The 24971-nt window shown below is 73.5% G+C and carries 24 protein-coding genes and 1 pseudogene; 22 read left to right on the top strand and 3 right to left on the bottom strand.

All coding sequences use genetic code 11. The annotated features are described in order from the left end of the window. Positions 1–4 precede the first annotated feature (4 nt). Positions 5–1159 carry an ROK family protein gene (locus ACP7BI_RS11360; protein ID WP_425846292.1) on the bottom strand — a complete coding sequence of 385 codons (1155 nt, stop codon included), beginning with the start codon at positions 1157–1159 and terminating at the stop codon, positions 5–7. Between the two features lie 95 nt (positions 1160–1254). Between ACP7BI_RS11360 and ACP7BI_RS11355 the strand changes: the two genes are divergently transcribed. The 7 genes from ACP7BI_RS11355 (at position 1255) to ACP7BI_RS11325 (ending at position 9153) form a co-directional block, all read left to right on the top strand. Next, the gene (locus ACP7BI_RS11355) at positions 1255–2784 is read left to right on the top strand and encodes a sugar ABC transporter ATP-binding protein (RefSeq protein ID WP_425846290.1); all 1530 of its coding nucleotides are present in this window, start codon (positions 1255–1257) and stop codon (positions 2782–2784) included. Then, positions 2781–3797 (top strand): ABC transporter permease, encoded by a 1017-nt coding sequence (locus ACP7BI_RS11350; protein ID WP_425846288.1) that lies wholly within the window; start codon positions 2781–2783, stop codon positions 3795–3797. The genes ACP7BI_RS11355 and ACP7BI_RS11350 overlap by 4 nt, the downstream gene beginning before the upstream one ends. Then, the gene (locus tag ACP7BI_RS11345; RefSeq protein WP_425846286.1) at positions 3794–4861 is read left to right on the top strand and encodes an ABC transporter permease; all 1068 of its coding nucleotides are present in this window, start codon (positions 3794–3796) and stop codon (positions 4859–4861) included. Before ACP7BI_RS11350 ends, ACP7BI_RS11345 begins: the two co-directional genes overlap by 4 nt. Further along, the gene (locus ACP7BI_RS11340; protein WP_425846283.1) at positions 4858–6075 is read left to right on the top strand and encodes a substrate-binding domain-containing protein; all 1218 of its coding nucleotides are present in this window, start codon (positions 4858–4860) and stop codon (positions 6073–6075) included. The genes ACP7BI_RS11345 and ACP7BI_RS11340 overlap by 4 nt, the downstream gene beginning before the upstream one ends. Positions 6076–6149: 74 nt before the next feature. Then, positions 6150–7004, top strand: a complete 855-nt coding sequence (locus ACP7BI_RS11335) for a sugar phosphate isomerase/epimerase family protein (RefSeq protein ID WP_425846280.1) — start codon at positions 6150–6152, stop codon at positions 7002–7004. After that, the gene (locus ACP7BI_RS11330) at positions 7001–8155 is read left to right on the top strand and encodes a Gfo/Idh/MocA family protein (RefSeq protein ID WP_425846277.1); all 1155 of its coding nucleotides are present in this window, start codon (positions 7001–7003) and stop codon (positions 8153–8155) included. The genes ACP7BI_RS11335 and ACP7BI_RS11330 overlap by 4 nt, the downstream gene beginning before the upstream one ends. After that, the gene (locus ACP7BI_RS11325; RefSeq protein WP_425846274.1) at positions 8152–9153 is read left to right on the top strand and encodes a sugar phosphate isomerase/epimerase family protein; all 1002 of its coding nucleotides are present in this window, start codon (positions 8152–8154) and stop codon (positions 9151–9153) included. The genes ACP7BI_RS11330 and ACP7BI_RS11325 overlap by 4 nt, the downstream gene beginning before the upstream one ends. 68 nt (positions 9154–9221) lie before the next feature. On the opposite strand, the gene ACP7BI_RS11320 is transcribed toward ACP7BI_RS11325, so the two are convergent. Then, a complete protein-coding gene (locus ACP7BI_RS11320; RefSeq protein ID WP_425846272.1) occupies positions 9222–10763 on the bottom strand; it encodes a DUF349 domain-containing protein in 1542 nt (513 codons plus the stop codon). Positions 10764–10823: 60 nt separating this feature from the next. Beyond that, the gene (locus ACP7BI_RS11315; protein WP_425846270.1) at positions 10824–11582 is read right to left on the bottom strand and encodes a peptidylprolyl isomerase; all 759 of its coding nucleotides are present in this window, start codon (positions 11580–11582) and stop codon (positions 10824–10826) included. Positions 11583–11696: 114 nt separating this feature from the next. Here ACP7BI_RS11315 and ACP7BI_RS11310 point away from each other — a divergent pair, with 114 nt between their 5' ends. From ACP7BI_RS11310 to ACP7BI_RS11240, 15 genes and pseudogenes are all read left to right on the top strand, one after another. Continuing rightward, on the top strand, positions 11697–13064 hold the full coding sequence (locus ACP7BI_RS11310; RefSeq protein ID WP_425846268.1) for a replication-associated recombination protein A: 1368 nt from the start codon (positions 11697–11699) through the stop codon (positions 13062–13064). Positions 13065–13188: 124 nt separating this feature from the next. Next, positions 13189–13818, top strand: a complete 630-nt coding sequence (gene rpsD / locus ACP7BI_RS11305; RefSeq protein WP_031223133.1) for a 30S ribosomal protein S4 — start codon at positions 13189–13191, stop codon at positions 13816–13818. A gap of 115 nt (positions 13819–13933) precedes the next feature. Beyond that, entirely contained in the window at positions 13934–14113 is a 180-nt protein-coding gene (locus ACP7BI_RS11300; protein WP_211449040.1) for a hypothetical protein, read from the top strand. A 75-nt stretch (positions 14114–14188) separates the two neighbouring features. Then, on the top strand, positions 14189–16846 hold the full coding sequence (alaS, locus tag ACP7BI_RS11295) for an alanine--tRNA ligase (RefSeq protein ID WP_425846264.1): 2658 nt from the start codon (positions 14189–14191) through the stop codon (positions 16844–16846). Positions 16847–16860: 14 nt separating this feature from the next. Continuing rightward, positions 16861–17331 carry a Holliday junction resolvase RuvX gene (gene ruvX, locus ACP7BI_RS11290; RefSeq protein ID WP_425846261.1) on the top strand — a complete coding sequence of 157 codons (471 nt, stop codon included), beginning with the start codon at positions 16861–16863 and terminating at the stop codon, positions 17329–17331. A 1-nt stretch (position 17332) separates the two neighbouring features. Next, positions 17333–18409: an endolytic transglycosylase MltG gene (gene mltG / locus ACP7BI_RS11285; RefSeq protein WP_425846259.1), complete on the top strand. Its 1077-nt coding sequence runs from the start codon at positions 17333–17335 to the stop codon at positions 18407–18409. A gap of 1 nt (position 18410) precedes the next feature. Further along, positions 18411–19259: a shikimate dehydrogenase family protein gene (locus tag ACP7BI_RS11280; protein ID WP_425846257.1), complete on the top strand. Its 849-nt coding sequence runs from the start codon at positions 18411–18413 to the stop codon at positions 19257–19259. A gap of 2 nt (positions 19260–19261) precedes the next feature. After that, positions 19262–20449 carry a chorismate synthase gene (aroC, locus tag ACP7BI_RS11275; RefSeq protein WP_425846254.1) on the top strand — a complete coding sequence of 396 codons (1188 nt, stop codon included), beginning with the start codon at positions 19262–19264 and terminating at the stop codon, positions 20447–20449. Beyond that, complete coding sequence (locus ACP7BI_RS11270; protein WP_425846252.1) at positions 20446–21003, top strand: shikimate kinase; 558 nt, start codon at positions 20446–20448, stop codon at positions 21001–21003. The genes aroC and ACP7BI_RS11270 overlap by 4 nt, the downstream gene beginning before the upstream one ends. A gap of 16 nt (positions 21004–21019) precedes the next feature. Continuing rightward, positions 21020–22084, top strand: a complete 1065-nt coding sequence (gene aroB / locus ACP7BI_RS11265) for a 3-dehydroquinate synthase (RefSeq protein ID WP_425846249.1) — start codon at positions 21020–21022, stop codon at positions 22082–22084. 385 nt (positions 22085–22469) lie between these two features. Then, on the top strand, positions 22470–22904 hold the full coding sequence (gene aroQ, locus ACP7BI_RS11260; protein WP_425846247.1) for a type II 3-dehydroquinate dehydratase: 435 nt from the start codon (positions 22470–22472) through the stop codon (positions 22902–22904). Between the two features lie 53 nt (positions 22905–22957). After that, positions 22958–23518: an elongation factor P gene (gene efp / locus ACP7BI_RS11255; protein ID WP_425846245.1), complete on the top strand. Its 561-nt coding sequence runs from the start codon at positions 22958–22960 to the stop codon at positions 23516–23518. A gap of 1 nt (position 23519) precedes the next feature. After that, positions 23520–23942, top strand: a complete 423-nt coding sequence (gene nusB, locus ACP7BI_RS11250; protein WP_211449058.1) for a transcription antitermination factor NusB — start codon at positions 23520–23522, stop codon at positions 23940–23942. 43 nt (positions 23943–23985) lie between these two features. After that, positions 23986–24339, top strand: a pseudogene (locus ACP7BI_RS11245) (FAD-dependent monooxygenase); the annotation flags it as partial. Positions 24340–24548: 209 nt separating this feature from the next. Continuing rightward, positions 24549–24953, top strand: coding sequence for an FAD-dependent monooxygenase (locus ACP7BI_RS11240; protein WP_425846242.1), 405 nt, complete (start codon positions 24549–24551; stop codon positions 24951–24953). Positions 24954–24971 lie beyond the last annotated feature (18 nt).

The following is a 24971-nucleotide window of genomic DNA, read 5'->3' as shown; positions in this document are numbered from 1 at the left end:
GCGCTCACGCCATCGCGCGGGTCTCGGCGTCGAGCACCTCGGGCGAGAGGGCGTGCTCGATCGCGAGCGCGACCGCGCCCCGCACGGCCGCATCCGCCTGGGTCGTGCTCGCCGCGATCCGCAAGTGCTCGGTCGCGAGCGGGAGCGACCGCCGGTAGACGACCTCGCTGATGCCCGCGAGCAGGTCCTCGCCCGCGCCCGAGAGCCGCCCGCCGATGACGATGACGGATGGGTTGACGAGGTTCACGAGCATCGCGAGCACCTCGCCGAGATCGCGTCCCGCTTGCCGCAGCGCCCGCGCCGCCTCGGCGGAGCCGAGCCTCGCGAGCGCGACGACGTCGCCGGTGCCCTCGACCGCGAGCCCCTGCTCGCGGAGCGCCGCCGCGATCGCGGGGCCCGCGGCGACCGCCTCGAGGCAGCCCTCGTTGCCGCAGCGGCACGGCGCGCTCGAGCCCGGCACGCGCACGTGCCCGAGGTCACCCGCCGTGCCCTGCGCGCCGCGCTGCAGCCGGCCGCCCGAGATGATGCCCGCGCCGATGCCCGTCGCGACCTTCACGAGCACGAAGTCGTCGGTCTCGGGCCACGCGGTGCGCTGCTCGCCGAGGGCCATGATGTTCACGTCGTTGTCGACGAGCACGGGGCAGCCGAGCCGCTCGCGCACGTAGCCCGCGACGTCGAAGCGGTGCCAGCCCGGCATGATGGGCGGGCTGATCGGCCTGCCCGTCGCGTGCTCGACGGGCCCGGGGAGGCCGATGCCGAGCGCGACGACCTCGCCCGGATCGCGGCCGTGCTCGTCGACGAGCCGCCGGACGGCCTCGACGATCCAGCCGAGCACCGCCTCGGGGCCCTCGGCGACGTCGAGGTCGGCGCGCGCGTCGCCGAGCGGGGTGCCGGCGAGGTCGGCGAGCTCGACGAGCACGTGCGTCGCGCCGACGTCGACGCCGACGACGAGCCGAGCTGCGGGGTTGAGCGCGAAGAGCGACGCCGGCCGACCGCCGGTCGAGGCGGCGTCGCCGACTGGGGCGACGTAGCCGAGCCGCGTGAGCGCGTCGATGTGCGCGGCGACGGAGGAGCGCGCGACGCCCGCCGTGCGGGCGAGCTCCGCGCGAGTGCGGGGGCGGCCGTCGCGCAGCAGGTCGAACAGCTCGCTCGTGCGCATGAGTGCAGTGAAGCACATCCCGGGGCTTACGACACGATCGAGACGACTTTCGTCGGCTGCTCGACAAAAGTGCGGATGCGTGCCACAGTGTCGGCGTGGACGAAGAAGTCATGGCCGCTCCGGCGAAGACCGGGGAGCCGGTGCTGCGCGCGAGCGGCATCGTGCAGTCGTTCCTCGGCACGACCGTGCTGCACGGCGTCGGCATCGAGCTGCGGGCCGGCGAGGTGCACGGGCTCGTCGGGGAGAACGGCGCGGGCAAGTCGACGCTCATGAAGATCATCGCGGGCGCCCACCACCCCGATGAGGGCACGCTCGAGCTGCACGGCGAGCGCGTGGCCTTCTCGTCGCCGCTGCAGGCGCAGCGCGCGGGCATCGCGACGGTCTACCAGGAGTTCAACCTGCTCGTCGACCGCTCGATCGCCGAGAACGTCTGGCTCGGCCGCGAGCCGCGCCGGGGACCGCTCGTCGACCGCGCCCGCATGCTGCGCGAGACGCGCGAGCTGCTCGCGAGCATCGGCGTGCCCGACCTCGACCCCGCGCTGCCGGTGCGGCAGCTCTCGGTCGCCGAGCAGCAGATCGTCGAGATCGCGAAGGCCGTGAGCCTCGACGCGAGGGTCATCTCGATGGACGAGCCGACGGCCGCCCTCGCCGACCACGAGGTGTCGCTGCTCTACCGCATCGTCGAGGCGCTCACCGCGCGCGGCATCGCGATCCTCTACGTCTCCCACCGCTTGCGCGAGGTCTTCGACCTCTGCTCGACCATCACCGTGCTCAAGGACGGCCGCCACGCCGGCACCTACCCGGCCGCGGAGCTCGACGAGCGCGGCCTCGTTCGCCTGATGGTGGGCCGCGAGCTCTCCGCCTTCTTCCCCGACCGCGCGCCGGACGCCGTGCCGGGCGAGATCGCCCTCGCGCTCGAGGCGGCCGGGAACGGCTTCGTCGACGACATCTCGCTCGAGGTGCGCGCCGGCGAGATCGTCGGGCTCGCGGGCCTGCAGGGCGCCGGTCGCACCGAGCTGCTCGCCGCGATCTTCGGCGCCGACCCCTTCACGCGCGGCTCGATGCGCGTCGGCGACGAGGTGCTCCGGCCCCGCTCGCCGCGGCACGGCGTGCGCGCCGGCCTCGCGCTCATCACCGAGGATCGGAAGGGCCAGGGCCTCTCGCTCAGCCTCACCGTCGCGCAGAACGCGCTCGGTGTCGTGCGCGCGGTCTTCCCGAGCCGCACCGCCGCGGCACGGGCCGAGCTCCCCTCGACGCTCGAGGAGCTCGGGCTCGTCGCTCGCGGCCTCGACCAGGAGGTGCAGTTCCTCTCGGGCGGCAACCAGCAGAAGGTCGTGCTCGCGCGCTGGCTCGCGGTCGCGCCGCGCGTCGTGCTCATGGACGAGCCGACCCGCGGCATCGACGTCGGAGCCAAGTTCGGCGTCTACGAGGTCATGCGGCGCCTCACGAGCGCGGGCGTCGCGATCCTCATGGCCTCGAGCGAGCTGCCCGAGGTGCTCGGCATGAGCGACCGCGTGCTCGTCATGCGCGACGGGCGGCTCGTCGGCGAGCTGCCGCCCTCGGCGAGCGAGGAGGACGTCCTCGCGCTCGCCGCCGGCGCCGAGGGCGCGGAGGCCGCCGCGTGAGCGCCGTCGTGGGAGCGCGGCCCGTGCGGCGTCGGCGGCTGTCGACGACCGCGATCGTCTTCATCGTGCTCGCCGCGGTGCTCGTGCTGAGCGCCGTGCTCGTCACCGCAGCGGGGAAGCCCTTCTTCACCGCCGGGAACCTCGCCGCCGTGCTGACCCTCATGTCGATCCTCGGCTTCGTCGCGATCGGCCAGACGCTCGTGATCATCGCGGGCAGCCTCGACCTGTCCGTCCCCTACGTCGTGAGCACCGCATCCATCATCGGCGCGGGCGTCATGGCGCAGGGCCCCGCCGGCATCGTGCCGGGCGTGCTCGCCGCGCTCGCCGTGTCGGCCGCGATCGGCACGGTCAACGGCCTCATCGTCACGGGCCTCCGCGTGCACGGCTTCATCGCGACGCTCGGCGTCGGCCTCATCATCTCGGGCTGGCTCGGCACGAGCTTCCAGGGCTCCTTCGGCTCCGCGCCGCCGGAGTTCCGGGTGATCGGCGCGACGCTCGTCGCCGGCATCCCACTCTCGACGATCATCATGCTCGCGTGCGCGGCCCTCGCCGCGCTGCTGCTGCACCGCACTCGGCTCGGTCACCACCTCTACGCCGTCGGCGGCAGCGCGAGCGTCGCGCGGCTCTCCGGCGTGCGCACGAAGGTGCCCGTCGTGGTGGCGCACGCGCTGTGCTCGATGCTCGCCGGGCTCGCGGGACTGCTCCTCCTCGCGCGCACCTCGGTCGGCAGCCCGACGATCGGCTCGCAGGGCGGCTACGACCTCATGTCGATCGCCGCGGTCGTGCTCGGCGGCACGCTGCTCGCGGGCGGCGTCGGCAGCGTCCTCGGCACGATCGGCGGCGTCGCGATCTTCGCGGTGCTCGACAACGTCATGAGCGTGCTCGAGGTCAACCCGTTCCTCAAGGACTTCATCCGCGGCTCGGTCATCGTGCTCGCCGTCGCGCTCTACGCGTGGCGGAGCGTGCAGCGGAGACCCCCGCGGTTCCGGCTGGGGAAGGAGGCGGCCCCGTGATCGCCACCGCGCAGCGCTCGCTCGGCCAGCGCTTCCTCACCGGGCTCGCGACCCCGAGCGGCGCCGTCTTCGTGCTGCTCGTCGTGCTGCTCATCGGCGTGATCGTCACGAACCCCAACTTCGCCGAGCCCGGCCAGCTCGTGCGCTTCCTCTCCCGGACCGCCCCCATCGCGATCGCCGCGATCGGGCAGTTCTTCGTCATCGTGTCGGGGGAGTTCGACCTCTCGATGGGCGCGGTGATCGCGACCCAAGTCGTGATCGCGGGCAACGTCATCGGGCAGGACGAGGCGATGATCCTGCCGGGCATCGCGCTCATGCTCGTGGTCGGCGTCGTGGTCGGCGTCGTCAACGGGCTGCTCACGACGGTCGCGAAGGTGCCGAGCTTCATCGTCACGCTCGGCATGATGCTCGCCCTCTACGGGTTCGTGCGCTTCCTCACCGGCGGCGCCGCGACCGGCAACCCGGTCGACAGCTTCCGGCAGATCGGCCGCGGCGCGCTCTTCGGCGTCGTGCCCTACCCCGTGCTCATCCTGCTCGCCGTCGGCCTCGTCGCGTGGCTCGTCATGCGCGCGCCGTTCGGCCAGACGCTGCTCGCGGTCGGCGACAACCCCGTCACGGCGCGCCTCGCCGGCACGCGGCTCGTGCTCGTCAAGACCTCGGCGTTCGTGCTCTCGTCGCTCGCGGCGACCGTCGCCGGCATCCTGCTCGTCGGCTACGCGGGCGTCCACCCGAGCGTCGGGCAGGGCTACGAGTTCCAGGCGATCACCGCGGTCGTGCTCGGCGGCGCCGTGCTCGGCGGCGGGCGGGGCTGGGTGCTCTCGGCCGCGGCCGGCGCGATCTCGCTCGAGCTGCTCTTCACGCTCCTCAACATCGCCGGCATCGACGCGACCTGGCGACCGACCGTGCAGGGCGCGATCATCATCGCCGCTGTCGCGCTCGGCGCCGTCGCGTGGCGCTCGGCCCGGAAGCCCAAGGCATCCCCTCCCGCCGACGCACCCGGCCCGGCGGGCACCACCACCACCATCACCCCGACCACCACCACCACACGATCAGGAGAACGATGATGCGCAAGCGCAGGATGGGCCTCGCTGTCGCGGCCCTCGCGGCAGCGACGATGCTCGCCGCATGCAGCACCGATGGGAGCGTCAGCCCCTCGGCGACCGGCGACGCGAGCGCGCCGCCGCCCGCCGAGACCCAGGCCTCCGGCAGCGAGTGGTTCGACCAGGCTGTCTACGACGAGCAGTTCGAGCAGCGCTCGGCGACGTTCGAGGGCGACCCCGAGACCCCGTGGCTGCAGTACATCGACGGCCCCATGACCGACACCGCCGAGTGGGCCACCGACGAGCCGATGCGCGCGTGCTTCGCCAACGCATCCATCTCGAACCCGTGGCGCCAGACGGGCTTCATCACGATGCAGCAGCAGCTCGCGGCGCTGCAGGAGTCGGGCGTCATCGAGTCGATGGAGGTGCGCGACGCCGGTGACGACGACAACACGCAGATCGCCGACATCGACTACTTCATCGCCCAGGGCGACTGCGACGTCTTCATCATCTCGCCGAACTCGACCGCGGCGCTCACGCCCGCCGTCGACCGCGCGTGCGAGACGGGCAAGCCCGTGATCGTCTTCGACCGCGGCGTCGACACCGACTGCGCGACGACGTTCATCCACCCCATCGGCGGCTACGCGTGGGGCATCGATACGGCCGAGTTCCTCATCGACAACCTCGAGCCCGGCTCGAACATCGTCGCGCTGCGCATCCTGCCCGGCGTCGACGTGCTCGAGCACCGCTGGGCGGCGGCCGAGCGGCTGCTGACCGAGGCCGGCATGACGGTCGACGACCACTTCACGGGTGCCGACCCGACGGAGATCAAGAGCATCATCACGGATGCGCTGTCGGCGGGCGAGGTGCACGGCATCTGGATGGACGCGGGTGACGGCGCGGTCGCGGCGATCGAGGCGTTCGAGGACGCCGGCGCCGAGCTGCCGGTCATGACGGGCGAGGACGAGATGAGCTTCCTCCGCGCGTGGGACGAGCGGGGTATGACGGCGCTCGCGCCGGTCTACTCCAACTTCCAGTGGCGCACGCCGCTGCTCGCGGTCGAGATGATCGCGAACGGCGAGCCGGTGCCGACGGAGTGGGTGCTGCCGCAGCAGCCGATCGAGGAGGGCGAGCGCGCCGACGCGCTCGCCGCCAACGAGGGGATGCCCGACGGGCACTACGCGCGCTTCGGCGGCGAGGACCTGCCCGGCTTCCCCGACGCCTGGCAGAACCGCTGATCGAGGGCCGGGACCCGCGCGAGCGGGTCCCGGCAACCATCCCACCGTCCCCGCGAGTCGGAAGGAGGGCGCGCGTGCGCCCGATCGGGATCAACACGTGGGTGTGGACGTCGCCGCTGCGCGACGCCGGCGCACCCGAGGCGATCGCCCGCATCGCCGACCTCGGCTTCGACGTCGTCGAGCTGCCCCTCGAGCGCGAGGGCGACCTGAGCGCCGAGGCGCTCGTGCCGCTGCTCGAGCTGCACGGGCTCGGCGCGAGCGTCGTCGGCGCGATGGGCCCCGGCCGCTCGCTCGTCGACGGCGACGAGGACGTCGTCGCGGCGACCCGCGCCTACCTCGCGACGTGCGTCGACCTCGCCGCGGGCATCGGCGCGGCGGCGGTGTGCGGACCCTTCACGGCAGAGACCGGCCGCACGTCGCGCCAGGGCGCCGGCGAGCGCGCCGCGACGATCGAGCGGCTGCGGGCCGGGCTCGCGCCCGTCGTCGAGCACGCCGCCGCGCGCGGCGTGCGCATCGGCATCGAGCCCCTCAACCGCTACGAGACGAGCCTGCTCAACACCGTCGACCAGTCGCTCGAGGCGCTCGAGCCGCTGCTCGGCGAGCACCTCGGCCTCGCGCTCGACACCTACCACCTCGGCATCGAGGAGCGCTCGACGCCCGCCGCGATCCGCGCGGCGGGGGAGCACCTCGTGCACGTGCAGGTGTGCGGCAGCGACCGGGGCGCGCCCGGCGGTGACCAGACCGACTGGCCGGGGGTGCGCGACGCGCTCGACGCCGTCGGCTACGCCGGCCCGCTCGTCATCGAGAGCTTCACGGCCGAGAACGCGGCCATCGCGGTCGCCGCCTCGATCTGGCGGCCGCTCGCCCCCTCGCAGGACGACCTCGCGCGCGACGGCCTCGCGTTCCTCCGCCAGCTGGAGGCAGCGTGAGTGCCCCGCTCGGCGTCGCGGTGCTCGGCACCGCCTTCATGGGCCGCGCGCACTCGAGCGCGTGGCGCAACGTCGGCGCCGTCTTCCACGACGTGCCGGCCGTCGCGATGCGCGCCCTGGTCGGGTCGGATCCGGGGCGCACGCGCGCCGCCGCCGACGCGCTCGGCTGGGCCGACGCATCCACCGACTGGCGCAGCGTCGTCGAGCGCGACGACATCGACATCGTCGACGTCTGCACGCCCGGGCACCTGCACGCCGAGATGGCGATCGCGGCGCTCGAGGCGGGCAAGCACGTGCTCGTCGAGAAGCCGCTCGCGCTCGACCAGGCCGAGGCCGAGCGCATGGTCGCGGCCGCCGAGCACGCCTCCGGGCTCGCGATGCTCGGCTTCAACTACCGCCGCGTGCCCGCGCTCGCGCTCGCCCGCGCGCTCATCGCCGAGGGCCGCATCGGCGCGGTGCGCTCGATCCGCGCGGCCTACCTGCAGGACTGGCTCGTCGACCCCGACGCGCCCATGACGTGGCGGCTGCGCGCGGAGACCGCCGGGTCCGGCGCGCTCGGCGACCTCGGCTCGCACGTCATCGACCAGGTGCGCGCGCTCACGGGCGACGAGGTCGTCGGCGTGCGAGGCGCGCTGCGCACGTTCCAGCGCGAGCGGCCGGGCCCAACCGGCCCCGAGCGAGTGAGCGTCGACGACGCCGCGTGGGCGCTGCTCGACCTCGCGGGGGGCGCGACCGCGTCGCTCGATGTCTCGCGCGTCGCCGCGGGCCGCAAGAACGCGCTCGAGCTCGAGGTGCACGGCACCGACGGCGCGATCGGGTTCGGCCTCGAGCGGTTCAACGAGCTCACGGTCACGGAGGGCCGCGACGGCTGGCCGGCGCGCGTGCTCGTGACCGAGGCGCACCACCCGCTCCTCGAGGGCTGGTGGCCGCCAGGGCACGTGCTCGGCTGGGACAGCACCTTCACCGCGCAGGCCGCCGAGCTGCTGCGAGCGATCGCCGCGGGTGTGCAGCCCGAGCCGTCCTTCGCCGACGGCCTCGCCGTGCAGCGCGTGCTCGACGCCGTCGCCCGCAGCGATGCGGCAGGCGGTGCCAGGATCGAGCTGGGTCAGACCGACCCGGGCCATACCGACCGAGCGGAGACGACGCGATGACGCGACCCTTCACCCTGTTCACCGGCCAGTGGGCCGACCTGCCGTTCGAGGAGGTCGCGCGGCTCGCGGGCTCGTGGGGCTTCGACGGGCTCGAGATCGCCTGCTGGGGCGACCACCTCGACGCCTCCCGCTGGGATGATGCCGACTACGTCGCGGGCCGGCGCGAGATCCTCGAGCGCAACGGGCTCGCTGTGTGGGCGATCTCGAACCACCTGCACGGGCAAGCGGTGTGCGACGACCCGATCGACTTCCGCCACGAGGCGATCGTGCGCCCGCGCGTGTGGGGCGACGGCGACCCCGAGGGGGTGCGTCAGCGCGCCGCAGCCGAGCTCATGGACACCGCGCGGATGGCGCGCGCACTCGGCGTGCAGACCGTCGTCGGGTTCACCGGCTCGTCGATCTGGCAGTACGTCGCGCAGTTCCCGCCGGTGCCCGACGCCGTCATCGAGCGCGGCTACCAGGACTTCGCCGAGCGCTGGCACCCCATCCTCGACGTCTTCGAGGAGTGCGGCGTGCGCTTCGCGCACGAGGTGCACCCGAGCGAGATCGCGTACGACCACTGGTCGACGGCGCGCACGCTCGAGGCGATCGGGCACCGCGCATCCTTCGGTCTCAACTGGGACCCGAGCCACATGCTGTGGCAGGGGATCGACCCGGTCGCGTTCCTGTCGGACTTCGCCGACCGGATCCACCACGTCGACTGCAAGGACACGAGGATGCGGATGGGGGATGGGCGCAACGGCATCCTCTCGTCGCACCTCCCGTGGGGGCACCCGCGGCGCGGCTGGGACTTCGTCTCGGCGGGGCGCGGCGACGTGCCGTGGGGCGACGCGTTCCGCACGCTCACCGCCATCGGCTACGACGGGCCGATCTCGATCGAGTGGGAGGACGCCGGGATGGACAGGCTCCAGGGCGCTCCCGAGGCGCTCGCGGCGCTGCGGCGCTTCGACCTCGACCCCTCGACGACGCGCTTCGACGCGGCCTTCGAGCAGGCCTGACCCGGCGGTCGACCGCGGGGACGGCGGAGGGCCGGGATCTTGCGATCCCGGCCCTCTCGCTCATCGGCTCAGCCGGCGGCGGCGACGACCTCGAGCCACGAGCGCTTCGTCTGCAGCTCGGCCTCGAGCTCGGCCTTCCGCGACGCGTCGCTCGTCTCGGCGATCTCGGCCTCGAGCTTCTCGATCGCCTCCTCGAGCTGCCCGGCGAGGCCCTCGGAGCGCGCCTTCCGCTCGGGGTTGGAGGCGTTCCAGTGCTGCTCGTCGAGCTCGCGCACGTGCGTCTCGATCTTGCGCATGCGGTCCTCGACCTCGCGCAGCGCCTCGCGCGGCACGCGACCGATCTCGTCCCAGCGGCGCTGGATGCTGAGCAGCGCCTCGCGGGCCTTCGCGCGATCCTTCATCTCGAGGATCGGCGCGGCCTCGTCGAGCAGCGCGCGCTTCGCCGTGAGGTTGCCGGCGTACTGCTCGTCGTCGATCGCGGCCTGCTCGGCCTTCGCCGAGAAGAGCACGTCGCCCGCCTCCTTGAACTGCGCCCACAGGGCGTCGTCGACCTTGCGGCCCGCGCGGCCGGCGGCCTTCCACTGGTCGAGGAGCGAGCGGTAGGCGGGGATGCCGTCGGAGCCCTTCGGCGCGAGCGCCTGCGCCTGCTCGACGAGCGCCTGCTTGCGGGCGCGCACGTCCTTGTGGGAGGCGTCGAGCTCGGCGAAGAACTTGCGGCGCGCCGACTCGAGCGTCGCGCGAGCGTCGCGGAAGCGCTTCCAGAGCGTGTCCGCCTGGCTCTTCGACAGGCGCGGACCGTCCTTCTGCAGGCGCTGCCAGTCGGCGAAGAGCGCGTCGACCTTCTGCATCGTCTGCTTCCACTGCACGTTCTCGAGGTCGCCGCTCGCGAGCCGCTCGATCGACTCGACGACCGTCGTGCGCTCGGCGAGCGCGGCCTCGACCTCGGCACGGCTCGCGGCCTGCTGCTGCGCCTCGAGCTCGCCGAGCTCGCCGCGGAGGGCGTCGAGCCGCGTCAGGAGCGAGGCGATGTCGCCGACGGCGTTCGCGTCCTGCACCGTGCTGTAGAGGTGCGACGCGGCCTTCGCGACGTCGCGCGCGCTCGCACCGCCGCGGATGCGCTGCTCGAGCAGGCGAACCTGGCCCTCCAGGTCAGCGAACTTGCGCTCGAAGTAGGCGAGCGCCTCGGTGGCCTCGACGTCGGGGAACTGGCCGACGACGCGCCAGCGCTCGCCCTCCTGCACCGCGACGGTGCCGGTCGCGTCGACGCGGCCGAGGCCCCGCTCGACGACGGGCTCGCCCATCTGCGGCTCCATCTCAGCCGCGGGCCGCTCCGCCTCGGCGGGCTGGGCTCCCTCTGCCGGCTGCTCGGGAGCGGGCGCGGACTCGACCGGCGCCTCGTCGGCCGACAGCTCGGCGACAGCCTGCTCGACCGGGATGCCGGTCGCGGCGTCGGCGGCCGCGGCCATCTCGGCGGCGCTCGCCTCGACCTCGGGCTGCGCGTCGTCGAGCGGCTCGGGGGCAGCGGTCGGCTGCTCCGCGACGGCGCTCCCCTCGGTGAGGGCGGTCTCCTCCGCCGGGGCGGAGTCGGTGGGCTGGGTGGAGTCGGTCATGACGGGATCTCTCAGACGAGGGGAGGGGCGCATCGAGCGTACCGCGATGCGCGACGGCGGCTACTCGAGCGTGAAGTCGTCGATCGTCACCGGCTCGGCGGGCGGGCCGTCGGGCACGTCGCCCTGCGTGCCCTTCGCGATGACCTCGTCGCGGAGCGCGTCGAGCCCCGAGGTGACGCGGCCGATGACGGAGTAGCCGCCGGCGCTGTCGGAGGGGATCATCGTGTCGCCGTAGACGATGAAGAACTGGTGGCCGTTCGAGTCGGCGTTGTTGCCCTGGCGGGCCATGGCGATCGTGCCCTCGGCGTACATGTCGTCGGCGGGCGCGTTCTCGATCGGGCCGTACATGAACGACGGGTCGCCGCCGCCCTGGCCGTCGGCCGAGCCGCACTGGAGCACCGAGAAGCCCTCGCTCGTCGTGAGGCGGTGGCACGTCGAGCCGTCGTAGTAGTCGCGCTGCGCGTCGAACAGCACCGCGGAGACGGCTTGCGGCGCAGCCTCGCCGTCGAGCTCGACCTCGAGCTCGACGCCGTTGATCGTCATCGAGCCGTTCCAGGCCCGGCCCTCGGCGAGCGAGGGATCGGGCACGAGCGACTCGGCAGTCGGGTCGCTCGCCGCCGGTGCCGCCGTGTCGGCCGGATCCGCCGGATCGGCCGGCTGCTGGAGCCCGATGAGCGCCGCCCCGCCGAGCAGCACGGCGAGCGCGAGGCCGCCGCCGATCAGGGAGTCGCGACGCTGCCGGCGCTTGCGGCGCTCGTGCACCGTCTGCCGCGCGCGGTAGTCGCGCACCCGGCGCTCCTGCTCCTGCTTCGTGACCACTCGGCTCTCCTCCCGCTCCGCGCCCCCGCGCGATGCGGCGTTCAGGCTACCGCCTGCGCGGCGCGGCGCCCGCCTGGACGGGCCGCCGTGGGTGGCCGCGCCTAGGCTGGAGGCATGGCCATGGGGACGACTGCGCCGCTCGCGGTGCGCATGCGCCCGACGAGCCTCGACGAGGTCGTCGGCCAGCGCCACCTGCTCGGCCCGGGCTCGCCGCTCCGGCGCCTCGCCGCCTCGAGCCAGACCGCCGCCGGCGGCGCCGCGAGCGGGCAGAGCGTCATCCTGTGGGGGCCGCCCGGCACCGGCAAGACGACGCTCGCGCAGTCGATCGCGCACTCGTCCGACCGCCGCTTCGTCGAGCTGAGCGCCGTGACCGCGGGCGTGAAGGACGTGCGGCAGGTCATGGAGGCGGCGCTGAGCGACCGCGACCTCTACCAGCGCTCGACGGTGCTCTTCCTCGACGAGATCCACCGCTTCACGAAGGCGCAGCAGGACGCGCTGCTGCCCGGGGTCGAGCAGGGCTGGGTCACCCTCATCGCGGCGACGACCGAGAACCCGTCGTTCAGCGTCATCAGCCCGCTGCTGTCGCGCTCGCTGCTGCTGACGCTCGAGCCGCTCGACGACGACGACATCACCCTGCTGGTCGAGCGGGCGATCGCCGATCCGCGCGGCTTCGACGGACGCATCCAGCTCGACGACGATGCTCGCGCGCAGCTCGTGCGGCTCTCGTCGGGCGACGCGCGGCGCGCGCTCACGGCGCTCGAGGCCGCGGGCGCGCACGCGCTCGAAGCGGGCGCGACCGAGTCGGCGGGCGACGACGAGGACGGCGATGCGGCGGATGCGCCGGTCACCGTGACGGCCGAAGCGCTCGCGAGCGCGGTCGACCGGGCGCTGCTGCGCTACGACCGGCAGGGCGACGAGCACTACGACGTCATCTCCGCGTTCATCAAGTCGGTGCGCGGCTCCGACCCGGACGCGGCGCTCCACTACCTCGCGCGCATGATCGAGGCGGGGGAGGATCCGCGCTTCATCGCCCGCCGCATCATCGTGCTCGCGAGCGAGGACATCGGGATGGCCGACCCCCAGGGGCTCGTCATCGCCGCCGCCGCAGCGCAGGCGGTGCAGCTCATCGGCATGCCCGAGGGCCGCATCCCGCTCGCCGAGGCGACCGTCTACCTCGCGACCGCCCCGAAGTCGAACCGCTCCTACCTCGGCATCGACCGCGCGATCGCCGACGTGCGCCGCGGCGACTTCGGCCGCGTGCCCACCCACTTGCGCGACGCGCACTACCCCGGCGCCAAGCGGCTCGGCCACGGCAAGGGCTACCGCTACGCCCACGATGCGCCGCACGGCGTCGCGACGCAGCAGCACCTGCCTGACCCCCTGGTGGGCGTGCGCTACTACGAGCCGGGCGCGCACGGCTTCGAGCGCGACGTCGCCGCGCGCCTCGAGCGGATCCGGCGGATCCTCGCCGGCGAGAGCTGATCTGGTAGTCTGGACGACGGTCCAACGGCACCCATGCCGACGCATCCGGACCCGCAACCCTCCTTAGGTCCCGGCACTCGGCCGAGACAGCCGCTCGCGCGGCAGCGAATCAGCGAAGGAAGTCATGTCCACGAAGTCCCGTACCCGCTCGAAGGTGCGCCTCTCGCGCGCCCTCGGCGTCGCCCTCACCCCGAAGGCCGCGCGCTACCTCGAGAAGCGCCCCTACGGCCCCGGCCAGCACGGCCGCACCAAGCGCAAGGCTGACAGCGACTACGCCGTCCGCCTCCGCGAGAAGCAGCGCCTGCGCGCCCAGTACGGCATCCGCGAGGCGCAGCTGCGCACGACGTTCAACGAGGCGCGCCGCCAGGCCGGCCTGACGGGTGAGAACCTCGTCGAGCTGCTCGAGATGCGCCTCGACGCGCTCGTGCTGCGCGCCGGCTTCGCCCGCACCATCTCGCAGGCTCGCCAGCTCGTCGTGCACCGCCACATCATGGTCGACGGCCAGCGGGTCGACCGCCCGTCGTTCCGCGTGAAGCCGGGCCAGCTCATCCACGTGCACGAGCGCAGCGAGGGCATGGAGCCCTTCCAGGTCGCCGCAGCCGGCGGTCACGCCGGTGTGCTGCCCCCGGTGCCCCCGTACCTCGACGTGCAGCTCGACCGCCTGCAGGCGCGCCTCGTGCGCCGCCCCGCGCGTGCCGAGGTCCCCGTCGTGGCCGAGGTCCAGCTCGTCGTCGAGTACTACGCCGCTCGCTGATCGAAGCGGTGCATCGAGAGGGGTCGCCGGAAGGCGGCCCCTCTCGTCGTTAGACTGACTGCGCCCCGGCTGCGACCGGCGTCGGGCGCACCCAGACACCCGAGGGGGACCCGCTGTGAAGAAGCTCCTGTTCCTGGCCATCGGCGTCGTCATCGGCGTCTTCGCCGCGCGCCGCATCGAGGAGACCGAGAAGGGCAAGGCGTTCCTCGACAACGTCGACGCCCGGGGCCGCGAGTTCACGGACGCCGTCAAGGACGGCTACCAGGCTCGCGACCGCGAGCTGCGAGGCGAGTGACGAGACCCGATCCGAGCCCGGGCGCCGAGCGCCCGGGCTCGTCATGCCCCGCTGGGGCTGGAGAGACCTGACCGAATGCAGACCGCAGAGATCCACCGCCGCTTCCTCGAGCACTTCGAGCGCCGCGACCACCAGATCGTGCCCTCGGCGCCGCTCGTGAGCGACGATCCGGCGATCATGTTCACGATCGCCGGCATGGTGCCGTTCATCCCGTACCTCTCTGGCCGCGTGCCCGCGCCGTGGCCGCGCGTCGCGGACGTGCAGAAGTGCATCCGCACGAACGACATCGAGGAGGTCGGCCGCACGCCGCGGCACGGCACCTTCTTCCAGATGGCGGGCAACTGGTCGTTCGGCGACTACTTCAAGCGCGAGGCGATCGTCTGGGCATGGGAGCTGCTCACGGGCTCCGAGGCCGACGGCGGCTACGGCTTCAGCCCGTCCGACCTGTGGGTCACGGTCTTCGAGACCGACGACGAGGCCGAGCGGCTCTGGATCGAGTCGACCGACGTCGACCCCGCGCGCATCCAGCGCCTCGGGCTCGAGGACAACTACTGGATGACCGGCCAGCCCGGTCCCGCGGGCCCCGACTCGGAGATCTTCTTCGACCTCGGCCCCGAGCACGGCCCCGACGGCGGCCCCGCGACCGGGAGCGATCGCTACGTCGAGATCTGGAACCTCGTCTTCATGCAGGACGAGATCGCCGACGTGCGCTCGAAGACCGAGTTCACGATCGTGCGGGAGCTGCCGCGCAAGAACATCGACACCGGGATGGGCCTCGAGCGCGTCGCGTTCCTCAAGCAGGGCGTGCAGAACATGTACGAGATCGACCAGGTGCGCCCGGTGCTCGACCTCGCGAGCGAGCTCTCGGGGCGGCGCTACGGCGCCGACGGCGAGGACGACGTGCGGATGCGCGTGGTCGCCGACCACGTGCGCTCGTCCCTCATGCTCATGGGCGACGGCGTCACGCCGGGCAACGACGGCCGCGGCTACATCCTCCGCCGCCTGATGCGCCGCTCGATCCGCTCGATGCGACTGCTCGGCGTGCACGAGGCGACCTTCCCGACCCTCTTCCGAGCGAGCTTCGATGCGATGTCGACCGCCTACCCCGAGCTCGAGCAGTCGTTCGGCCGCATCGAGCGGATGGCGATCGCCGAGGAGGAGACGTTCCTCAAGACGCTCGAGTCGGGCTCGACCGTGCTCGACCTCGCGATCGAGGGGGTGCGCTCCGACGCCGGGCACGTCGTGCCCGGCAAGACTGCGTTCCTGCTGCACGACACGTACGGCTTCCCGATCGACCTGACGATGGAGATCGCCGAGGAGGCGGGGCTCGAGGTCGACCGCTCGACGTTCGAGACGCTCATGAGCGAGCAGCGCACGCGTGCGAAGGCCGACGCGAAGTCGCGCCGTCGGCAGCTCGCCGACCTCTCGGTCTACTCCGACCTGCGTGCGAAGGGCGAGACCGCGTTCCTCGGCTACGAGGAGCTCGAGGCCGACGGCGAGGTCATCGGCATCATCGCCGATGGCGCCTCGGCGCAGTCCGCGGGCGTGGGCGAGGAGGTCGAGGTCGTGCTGACCGCGACCTCGCTCTACGCCGAGGCGGGCGGTCAGGACAGCGACCAGGGCCGGCTCATCGGCGCCGGCTTCGAGGCCGACGTGCTCGACGTGCAGCGCCCGGTGGCGGGCCTCACGAGCCACATGGTGCGCGTCACCTCCGGCGAGATCGCGGTCGGCGACGTCGCGCGCGCGGTCGTCGACGAGCGATACCGGCGCGGCGCCAACCAGGCGCACTCCGCGACGCACGTCGTGCACGCGGCGCTCCGCCAGCTGCTCGGCCCCGACGCGGCCCAGTCCGGCTCCTACAACAAGGCCGGCTACATGCGGCTCGACTTCTCGTGGTCGAGCGCGCTCTCGCACGACATGCGGCAGGAGCTCGAGGGCATCGCGAACTCGGCGATCCGCGACGACCTGCCGGTCGAGACGCGGCTCATGCCGCTCGACGAGGCGAAGGCGCTCGGCGCGATGGCCCTCTTCGGCGAGAAGTACGGCGACACGGTGCGCATGGTCGACATCGGCGGCCCGTGGTCGCGCGAGCTGTGCGGCGGCACGCACGTCGACGCATCGAGCCAGATCGGCCTCATCTCGATCACGAGCGAGGCGAGCGTCGGCTCGACGAGCCGTCGCGTCGAGGCGGCGGTGGGGGCGGATGCGTTCCGCCAGCTCGTCGCGGAGCGCACGCTCGTGAGCGAGCTCACGGGCATGCTCAAGACCCCGCGCGAGCAGCTGCCCGGCCGCATCGAGGAGCTCGTGCTCTCGCTCAAGGCGGCCGAGAAGCGCATCGCCGAGTTCGAGTCGAAGCAGCTCGCGTCGCGCGTGCAGCCGATCGCGGAGGGCGCGACCCGCGTGGGCGACGTGCTGCTCGCCGCCGTCGACCTCGGCGCCGTCGGCTCGCAGGATGACCTCCGCTCGCTCGCAGGCCAGGTGCGCGAGCGTCTGGGCGCCGAGCCCGCGGTCGTCGCGATCGGCGGTGCGGTCGACGGCAAGCCCGCGATCGTCGTCGCGACGAACGACGCGGCGCGCCGCGGCGGCGCCGCAGCGGGTCCGCTCGCCAAGGCGGCAGCGGCGGTGCTCGGCGGCGGCGGCGGCGGCAAGCCCGACATGGCGCAGGGCGGTGGGCAGGACGCGAGCGCGATGCCGCGCGCGCTCGACGCCGTGCGCGAGGGGCTCGGCCGCTGAGCGGCCCGACGACCGTGCGACGCGGCATCCGGATCGGCGTCGACGTGGGCCGCGCCCGCGTCGGCGTCGCCCGCTGCGATCCCGACGGGCTCCTCGCGACGCCCGTCGAGACGATCCAGCGCGCCGACGTCGACGTCGTCGCGCGCATCGCCGCGATCGCGGCCGAGCTCGGCGCGATCGAGGCGGTGGTCGGCCTGCCGGTCTCGCTCTCGGGCGGCGACACCCCGAGCACGCAGGACGCGCGCGACATCGCCGCGGCCCTCGCGTCGACGATCCCGGTGCGGCTCGTCGACGAGCGGCTCTCGACCGTCACGGCATCCGCGGCCATGCGCGCCGCGGGCCGCTCGTCGCGCCAGCAGCGCGCGAGCATCGACCAGGCTGCAGCGGTCGTGATCCTGCAGCACGCACTCGACAGCGAGCGGTCGGCCGGGCGAGCGCCCGGCGAGCTGCTCGACGACGGCGGCGCTGCCGCCACGGAGGACTGACATGGCAGGACGACGAGCTCGCGCGCGACAGGCGCGCAACCGCCGTCGCATCATCGGCTGGAGCATCGCGCTCGTGGCCGTCATCGGCATCGTGGTCGCGGTCGCGCTCGTGGTCCCGCGGCTCGCGGACCGCTTCAGCGGTCCCGAGGACTTCGCCGGGCCCGGCACGGGCGAGGTCGTCGTGCAGGTGCAGCAGGGCGACAACGGCTACGCCGTCGCCGAGACGCTCTTCGAGCAGGGCGTCATCGCGAGCACCGAGGCGTTCACCGACATCCTGATCGCCGACCCGTCGATCCAGCTCCACCCCGGCGCCTACCGCGTCCAGCTCGAGATGTCGGCGCAGGGCGCGCTCGACGCGATCCTCGACCCGGCCAACAAGGCCGAGCTGCGCGTCACCGTGCCCGAGGGCTTCACGCTCCCGCAGGTGTACGCGCGGCTCGAGCGCGACCTCGGCATCCCGCAGGCCGAGTTCCTGCAGCTCGAGAGCGACCTCGACCGCTTCGACCTGCCCGCCGACGCGGTGACGCTCGAGGGCTGGCTCTTCCCCGCGACCTACACGTTCGATGAGGGTGTCACGGCCGAGGGCGTGCTGCGGGCGATGATCGCGCGGCAGGTGCAGGCGCTCGACGCCGCCGGCGTCGCCGAGGCCGACCGCCAGCGCGTGCTGACGTTCGCCTCGCTCGTGCAGCGCGAGGCGCGGCTGCCCGACGACTTCGGTCGCGTCGCCCGCGTGTTCCAGAACCGCCTCGACATCGGCATGCGCTTGCAGTCCGATGCGACCGTCGCCTACGGCACCGGCCACCTCCACGTCGTCACGACGACGGCCGAGGAGCGCGCCGACGCCACCAACCCCTACAACACCTACGCGCGGACGGGCCTGCCCGTCGGGCCGATCGGCGCGCCCGGTGACGTCGCGATCCAGTCGACGCTCTCGCCGACCGAGGGCGACTGGCTCTACTTCGTCACGGTGAACCCCAACACGGGCGAGACCGTCTTCTCGGAGACGCTCGCCGAGCACAACGTCGCGGTGCAGCAGTTCCAGCAGTTCCTGCGCGACAACCCCGGTTGGGGCGGCTGACGTGACGGCCGGCGAGCTCGGCGCGCGCCGCCGGCTCGCGGTCGTCGGCTGGCCGATCGAGCACTCGCTCTCACCAGTGCTCCACGGCGCCGCCGCGCGCGAGCTCGGGCGCGACTGGCGCTACGAGCGCCGACCGGTGCGCGAGGGCGAGCTCGCGGGCTTCGTCGACGCGCTCGATCGCGCGTGGCTCGGGCTCTCGGTCACCGCGCCGCTCAAGCGCGAGGCGGCGCGCCTCGCCGCGTCGCTCGACGAGCGCGCGCGACTGACGGGCGCCGCGAACACGCTCCTGCTCGGCACTCGCCCGCGCGGCTGGAACACCGACGTCGGCGGCATCGTGCGCGCCTTCGCCGGATCGGGCCTCGAGGGTGCCGAGACCGGCGCGATCGCCGGCGCCGGGGCGACCGCGGGGTCGGCGCTCGTCGCGCTCGCCGAGCTCGGCGCGGCCCGCGTCGCCGTCGCGCTCCGCAGCCCCGCGAAGGGCGCAGCGCTCGTCGCGCTCGGCGAGCGGCTCGGGGTCGAGGTCGTGCTGCAGCCGCTCGAGGCGCCGCTGCCCGCCGTCGACGCGGCGGTCTCCACGCTCCCCGCCGCGGCCGAGGTCGTGCCGGTGTTCGCGCATCCGCCCTCGAGGCTCCTCGACGCCGACTACGCGCGTGCCGACGGGTCGCGCTACCGGGACGCCGTGCCCGCGGGAGCGCTCATCGATGGGCGGGAGATGCTGCTCGGCCAAGCGGTGCTGCAGGCACGGATCTTCACGACCGGGGGCGTCGATGCGCCGCTGTCCGACGAGGGCCGCGTGGCCGCCGCGATGCGGTCGGCGCTCGCGGCCGCGACGGGTCTGGAAGAATCGTGAGCATGCTGCGCTGGCTCACCGCCGGGGAATCCCACGGCCCCGAACTGCTCGCCCTCCTCGAAGGGCTGCCCGCGGGCGTGCCCGTGACGGCGGAGGCGATCCAAGCCGACCTGCAGCGCCGCAAGCTCGGCGCGGGCCGGGGCGCGCGCATGAAGTTCGAGCAGGACGAGCTCTCGATCTCGGGCGGCGTGCGGCACGGGCTCAGCCAGGGCGGGCCGGTCGCACTGCGCATCGGCAACACCGAGTGGCCCAAGTGGCAGGAGGTCATGAGCGCCGCGCCGCTCGAGGGCGAGCTGTCGGGCGCCCGCGCCGCGAAGCTGACGCGCCCTCGGCCCGGCCACGCCGACCTCGTCGGCATGCAGAAGCACGGCTTCGACGAGGCGCGGCCCGTGCTCGAGCGCGCGAGCGCCCGCGAGACGGCCGCGCGCGTCGCGCTCGGCGCCGTCGCGCGCGCGTTCCTCGGCGAGCTGGGCGTGCGGCTCGTGAGCCACACGCTCTCGATCGGCCCCGTGCGCGTGCCCGACGACGCGCCGCTCCCGCTGCCCGATGACGTCGATCGGCTCGACGCCGACGAGCTGCGCTGCAACGACCCCGCCACGAGCGCGGCGATGCTCGCCGAGGTGGAGGACGCCCGGCGCTCGGGCGACACGCTCGGCGGCATCGTCGAGGTGCTCGCCTACGGCTTGCCGCCGGGCCTCGGCTCCTACGTGCACTGGGACCGCCGCCTCGACGGCCGGCTCGCGCAGGCCCTCATGAGCATCCAGGCGATCAAGGGCGTCGAGGTCGGCGACGGCTTCGAGACGACTCGCCGGCGGGGGAGCGTCGCGCACGACGAGCTCCTCGTCGACGAGGAGGGCGTGCGCCGCGAGACCGGCCGCGCCGGCGGCATCGAGGGCGGCATGACGACCGGCGGCGCGCTGCGCGTGCGTGCGGGCATGAAGCCGATCGCGACCGTGCCCCGCGCGCTGCGCACGATCGACGTCGCGACCGGCGAGGCCGCGCAGGCGCACCACCAGCGCAGCGACGTGTGCGCCGTGCCCGCATCGGGCGTCGTCGCGGAGGCGATGGTCGCGCTCGTGCTCGCCGACGCGATGCTCGAGAAGTTCGGCGGCGACTCGGTCGGCGAGACCCGGCGGAACCTCGAGGCGTACCTCGCCGCGATCCCCGAGCGCCTCCGCACGCTCCCGTGACGCCCGGCGCGGCCGGGTCGGGTGCGGGGCCGCGGCCCGGCGACGAGGTGAGCGACCGGCCACCCATCGCCCTCATCGGGCCGATGGCGGCGGGCAAGACGTCGCTCGGCCGCAAGCTCGCGAGCCGCATCGGCCGCACGTTCGCCGACACCGATCGCCTCGTCGTGCTCGAGCACGGCCCGATCCCCGAGATCTTCGCCACCCACGGCGAAGCCGTGTTCCGCCGCTGGGAGGCCGAGGCGGTGCAGCGCGCGCTCGTGCCGGGCACGGTCGTCGCCCTCGGCGGCGGCGCGGTGCTCGACGAGGGGTCGCGAGAGCTGCTGCGCTCGGCGACCGTCGTGCTCGTGACCGTCGACGAGCGCGCCGCCGAGCGCCGCCTCGGCGGCGGCGGGCGGCCCCTCGTGGCCGACGGCATCGACGCGTGGCGACGCATCGCCGCCGAGCGCGAGCCGGTCTACCGCTCGCTCGCCGACGTGACCGTCGACACATCCAGGACCCCGATGGCCCGCTTGCTCGACGAGCTGCAGGCCTGGCTCGCCGAGCGCGAGCTGTGACCGCGAAGGAGACCCCATGACCACGATCCGCGTCGAGACCGATGCCCCCTACGAGGTGCACGTCGGCCGCGGCGTGCTCGTCGAGCGCCTCCGCGCCTCGCTCGGCGACGCGCAGCGGCTGCTCGTCGTGCACCAGCCCGCGATGAGCCGCGTCGCCGACCACCTCAAGGCCGAGCTCGACGGCGTCGAGGTGCTGCTCGCCGAGGTGCCCGACGCCGAGGCCGCGAAGCGCATCGAGGTCGCGCAGTTCCTCTGGCAGATCATGGGGCAGGCGGAGTTCACGAGGACGGATGCGGTGCTCGGCCTCGGCGGCGGCGCCGTCACCGACCTCGCGGGCTTCGTCGCCGCGACGTGGCTGCGCGGCGTGCGCGTGCTGCAGGCGCCCACGAGCGTGCTCGGCATCGTCGACGCGGCGGTGGGCGGCAAGACGGGCATCAACACGGAGCAGGGGAAGAACCTCGTCGGCGCCTTCCACCACCCCGCGGTCGTCGTCGCCGACCTCGAGCTCGTCGACTCGCTGCCGCGCAACGAGCTCCTGACGGGCTTCGCCGAGATCGTGAAGACGGGCTTCATCGCCGACCCGCGCATCCTCGAGCTGCTCGAGGGCTCGTTCGACGCGGCGACCGACCCGGCGACGCCGGAGTTCCAGGAGGTCGTCGCGCGGTCGATCGAGGTGAAGGCGCGCGTCGTCGCGAACGACTTCCGCGAGCGCGGCGAGCGCGAGTTCCTCAACTACGGCCACACGCTCGGCCACGCGATCGAGCACACCGAGCGCTACCGCTGGCGCCACGGCGCCGCGGTGTCGATCGGCCTCGTGTTCGCCGCGGAGCTCTCGCGACTCGCCGGTCGGCTGCCGGAGGGCGTCGTCGACCGCCACCGGGCGATCCTGCAGTCGCTCGAGCTGCCGACGACGTACCCCATCGGGCGCTGGCAGACGCTGCTCGGCACGATGCGCAAGGACAAGAAGGCGCGCGGCTCGATGCTGCGCTTCGTCGTGCTCGACGACGTCGCGAAGCCCCGCATCCTCGAGGGCCCCGACGACAGCCTGCTGTTCATGGCCTACCAGTCGCTCGCCGACTGACCGCGACCGGTCACTTCCGCCTCCGAGCGGTCAGTTCCGCCTCCGAGCGGTCACTTCCGCCTCTGAGCGGCCACTTCCGCCTGTGACCGGTCAGTTCCGCCTGTGACCGGTCAGTTCCGACTGTGACCGGTCAGTTCCGACTGTGACCGGTCAGTTCCGACTGTGACCGGTCAGTTCCGACTGTGACCGGTCAGTTCCGACTGTGACCGGTCGGTCTGGGGCGTGAGCGGTCATCTCCCGACGCATCCGCCTTGATTGACCGCTCACACGCGGAAGTGACCGCTCAAACGCGGAAGTGACCGCTCACGCGCGGAAGTGACCGCTCAGACGCGGAAGTGACCGGTCACGCGCACGCGGGCGAGCGCTGGTCGGGCAGGATGGGGGCATGCGCATCCTCGTCCTCAACGGCCCGAACCTCGGCCGGCTCGGCACTCGCGAGCCCGAGGTGTACGGCACCGCGACGATCGACGACATCGCGCCGCTCGTCGAGGCGGCCGGCTCGCTCGAGCAGCGCGTCGAGGCCGACGTGCGCCAGACCGACGACGAGGCCGAGCTCGTGGGCTGGATCCACGAAGCGGTGGATGCGCGCACCCCGGTGATCCTGAACCCGGCGGCGTTCACGCACTACTCCTACGCGCTCCGCGACGCGTGCGCGCAGCTGCAGGGCGTCGCCCCGCTCGTCGAGGTGCACATCTCGAACCCGCACGCGCGCGAGGCCTTCCGGCACACCTCGGTCATCTCGGGCGTCGCGACCGGCGTCATCGCCGGCTTCGGGCTCGACGGCTACCGCCTGGCCGCGGCCGCGATCGTCGGCCGCTAGACTCGTTCGTCGGCCCCGCGGGGGTCCTAGCACGCACCACGGAACGGAACCCCATGGCAACCACGAACGACATCAAGAACGGCGCGGTCCTCAACCTCGACGGTCAGCTCTGGAGCGTCATCGAGTTCCAGCACGTCAAGCCGGGCAAGGGCGGCGCCTTCGTGCGCACGAAGCTCCGCAACGCGCGCAGCCAGAAGGTCGTCGACAAGACCTTCAACGCCGGCACGAAGATCGACTTCGCGACCGTCGACCGCCGCGACTACCAGTTCCTCTACAACGACGGCACCGACTTCGTGTTCATGGACAACGACACGTACGAGCAGCTGCCGATCCCCGCCGACATCGTCGGCGACGCCTCGAAGTACCTGCTCGAGAACGGCACCGCGACCATCTCGATGCACGAGGGCGAGGCGCTGCAGGTCGAGCTGCCGGCATCCGTCGTGCTCGAGATCACCTACACCGAGCCGGGCCTCCAGGGCGACCGCTCGAGCGCCGGCACGAAGTCGGCGACCGTCGAGACGGGCGCCGAGATCCAGGTGCCGCTCTTCGTCGAGCAGGGCACGCGCATCAAGGTCGACACGCGCGACGGCAGCTACCTCGGCCGCGTCAGCTGACGTGAGCGGCCAGGAGACCTACCCCTCGCGCCGCAAGGCGCGCAAGCACGCCGTCGAGGTGCTCTACTCCGCGCAAGCGCGCGACGAGGCGCCCGAGACGGTGCTGCGCGACACCGCTGCCCGCCTCGGCTGGGCGAAGCACCCGTGGTTCGCCTTCGCGCGCGAGATCGTCGCGGGCGTCGCCGACGAGGTCGAGGGGCTCGACGAGCTCATCGCCTCGTCGAGCGAGCACTGGACGCTCGACCGGATGCCGCGCACCGACCTCGCGATCCTGCGGGTCGGCGCATGGGAGCTCGAGCACGAGACGGCCCCCGCGAGCGTCGTGGTCTCGGAGGCCGTGCACCTCGCGAACGAGCTCTCGACCGACCGCTCGGGCGCGTTCATCAACGGCGTGCTGGGTCGGATCGCGGCGCAGCGCGCCTGAAGCGCCGCTCGCGCGCAACCGCGCGGGCGCGGACGATGGCTGCATGGCCGAGCGCACGCACGACTGCATCGTGGTGGGCGGCGTGCCCGCCGGCCTCATGCTCGGCCTGCTGCTCGCCCGCGCGGACGTGCGCACGGCCGTGCTCGAGCGCCACGGCGACTTCCTGCGCGACTTCCGCGGCGACTCGATCCACCCGTCGACGCAGGAGGTGCTGCACGAGCTCGGGCTGCTCGAGCGCTTCCTCGCCCTGACGCACGCCGACATGCCGCACGTGTCGATGCGCTTCTCGGGGCGCCGGCTCGTGGTCGCCGACTTCACCCGGCTCCCGACGGTGCGGAAGTGCATCGCCTTCCTGCCGCAGTGGGACTTCCTCGACGTGCTCGCGGATGCGGGCAGGTCGCTTCCCGCGTTCGACCTGCGGATGCGCTGCGACGCGACCGCACTGCTGGCGCGACGGCGAGCGGATCGTCGGCGTCCTCGCCGACACTCCGGAGGGTCCCGTCGAGCTGCGCGCGAGGCTCGTCGTGCTCGCCGACGGCCGCGACTCGCGGCTGCGGTCGGACGCCGTCGTTCCGAGCTCGGCTCGACCACCTGCGGTTCGACGACGTGCGGGTGCTGCGCGTGCGGATCGACCGGCTGGCGCGCCGGCACCGCGACGGGCTGCTCGCGATCGGCGACGCGGCGCACGCGATGTCGCCGGCGGGCGGCGTCGGCATCAACCTCGCGATCCAGGATGCGGTCGCGGCGGCGAACGCGCTCGCGTCGGGGCTGCGGACCGGGCGGCCGAACGAGGCGCTGCTGCACCGCACCCAGCGGCGGCGGGAGCCCTCCGCCCGCGCTGTGCAAGCGGTGCAGCGCCGGCTCGAGACCGTGCTCGCGCGGGTCGCCGAGCCTGGCGCCGCCGTGCCCGTGCCGCTGCCGCTGCGCGTGCTGCAGCGCGTGCCGGCGCTCCGGCACCTCATGGGGAGGTTCATCGGGCTCGGCCTCCGGCCGGAGCACGCGACGCGGTAGCGCGACCCGGTAGAGTGG

The organism is Agrococcus sp. TSP3-2-1 (assembly GCF_049897585.1).
Classification (GTDB): Bacteria; Actinomycetota; Actinomycetes; order Actinomycetales; family Microbacteriaceae; genus Agrococcus.
The sequence above is the reverse complement of the archived record's forward strand: the minus strand, read 5'-3'. Positions and strand labels throughout refer to the sequence as shown.

What these genes read in the sequence shown, in the direction of transcription:
- ACP7BI_RS11360 (WP_425846292.1), bottom strand. Translation starts at nt 1,159, where the DNA reads ATGCGCACGAGCGAGCTGTTCGACCTGCTGCGCGACGGCCGCCCCCGC.
- ACP7BI_RS11340 (WP_425846283.1), top strand. Translation starts at nt 4,858, where the DNA reads ATGATGCGCAAGCGCAGGATGGGCCTCGCTGTCGCGGCCCTCGCGGCA.
- ACP7BI_RS11325 (WP_425846274.1), top strand. Translation starts at nt 8,152, where the DNA reads ATGACGCGACCCTTCACCCTGTTCACCGGCCAGTGGGCCGACCTGCCG.
- ACP7BI_RS11320 (WP_425846272.1), bottom strand. Translation starts at nt 10,763, where the DNA reads ATGACCGACTCCACCCAGCCCACCGACTCCGCCCCGGCGGAGGAGACC.
- ACP7BI_RS11310 (WP_425846268.1), top strand. Translation starts at nt 11,697, where the DNA reads ATGGCCATGGGGACGACTGCGCCGCTCGCGGTGCGCATGCGCCCGACG.
- rpsD (WP_031223133.1), top strand. Translation starts at nt 13,189, where the DNA reads ATGTCCACGAAGTCCCGTACCCGCTCGAAGGTGCGCCTCTCGCGCGCC.
- alaS (WP_425846264.1), top strand. Translation starts at nt 14,189, where the DNA reads ATGCAGACCGCAGAGATCCACCGCCGCTTCCTCGAGCACTTCGAGCGC.
- mltG (WP_425846259.1), top strand. Translation starts at nt 17,333, where the DNA reads ATGGCAGGACGACGAGCTCGCGCGCGACAGGCGCGCAACCGCCGTCGC.
- aroC (WP_425846254.1), top strand. Translation starts at nt 19,262, where the DNA reads ATGCTGCGCTGGCTCACCGCCGGGGAATCCCACGGCCCCGAACTGCTC.
- aroB (WP_425846249.1), top strand. Translation starts at nt 21,020, where the DNA reads ATGACCACGATCCGCGTCGAGACCGATGCCCCCTACGAGGTGCACGTC.
- aroQ (WP_425846247.1), top strand. Translation starts at nt 22,470, where the DNA reads ATGCGCATCCTCGTCCTCAACGGCCCGAACCTCGGCCGGCTCGGCACT.
- efp (WP_425846245.1), top strand. Translation starts at nt 22,958, where the DNA reads ATGGCAACCACGAACGACATCAAGAACGGCGCGGTCCTCAACCTCGAC.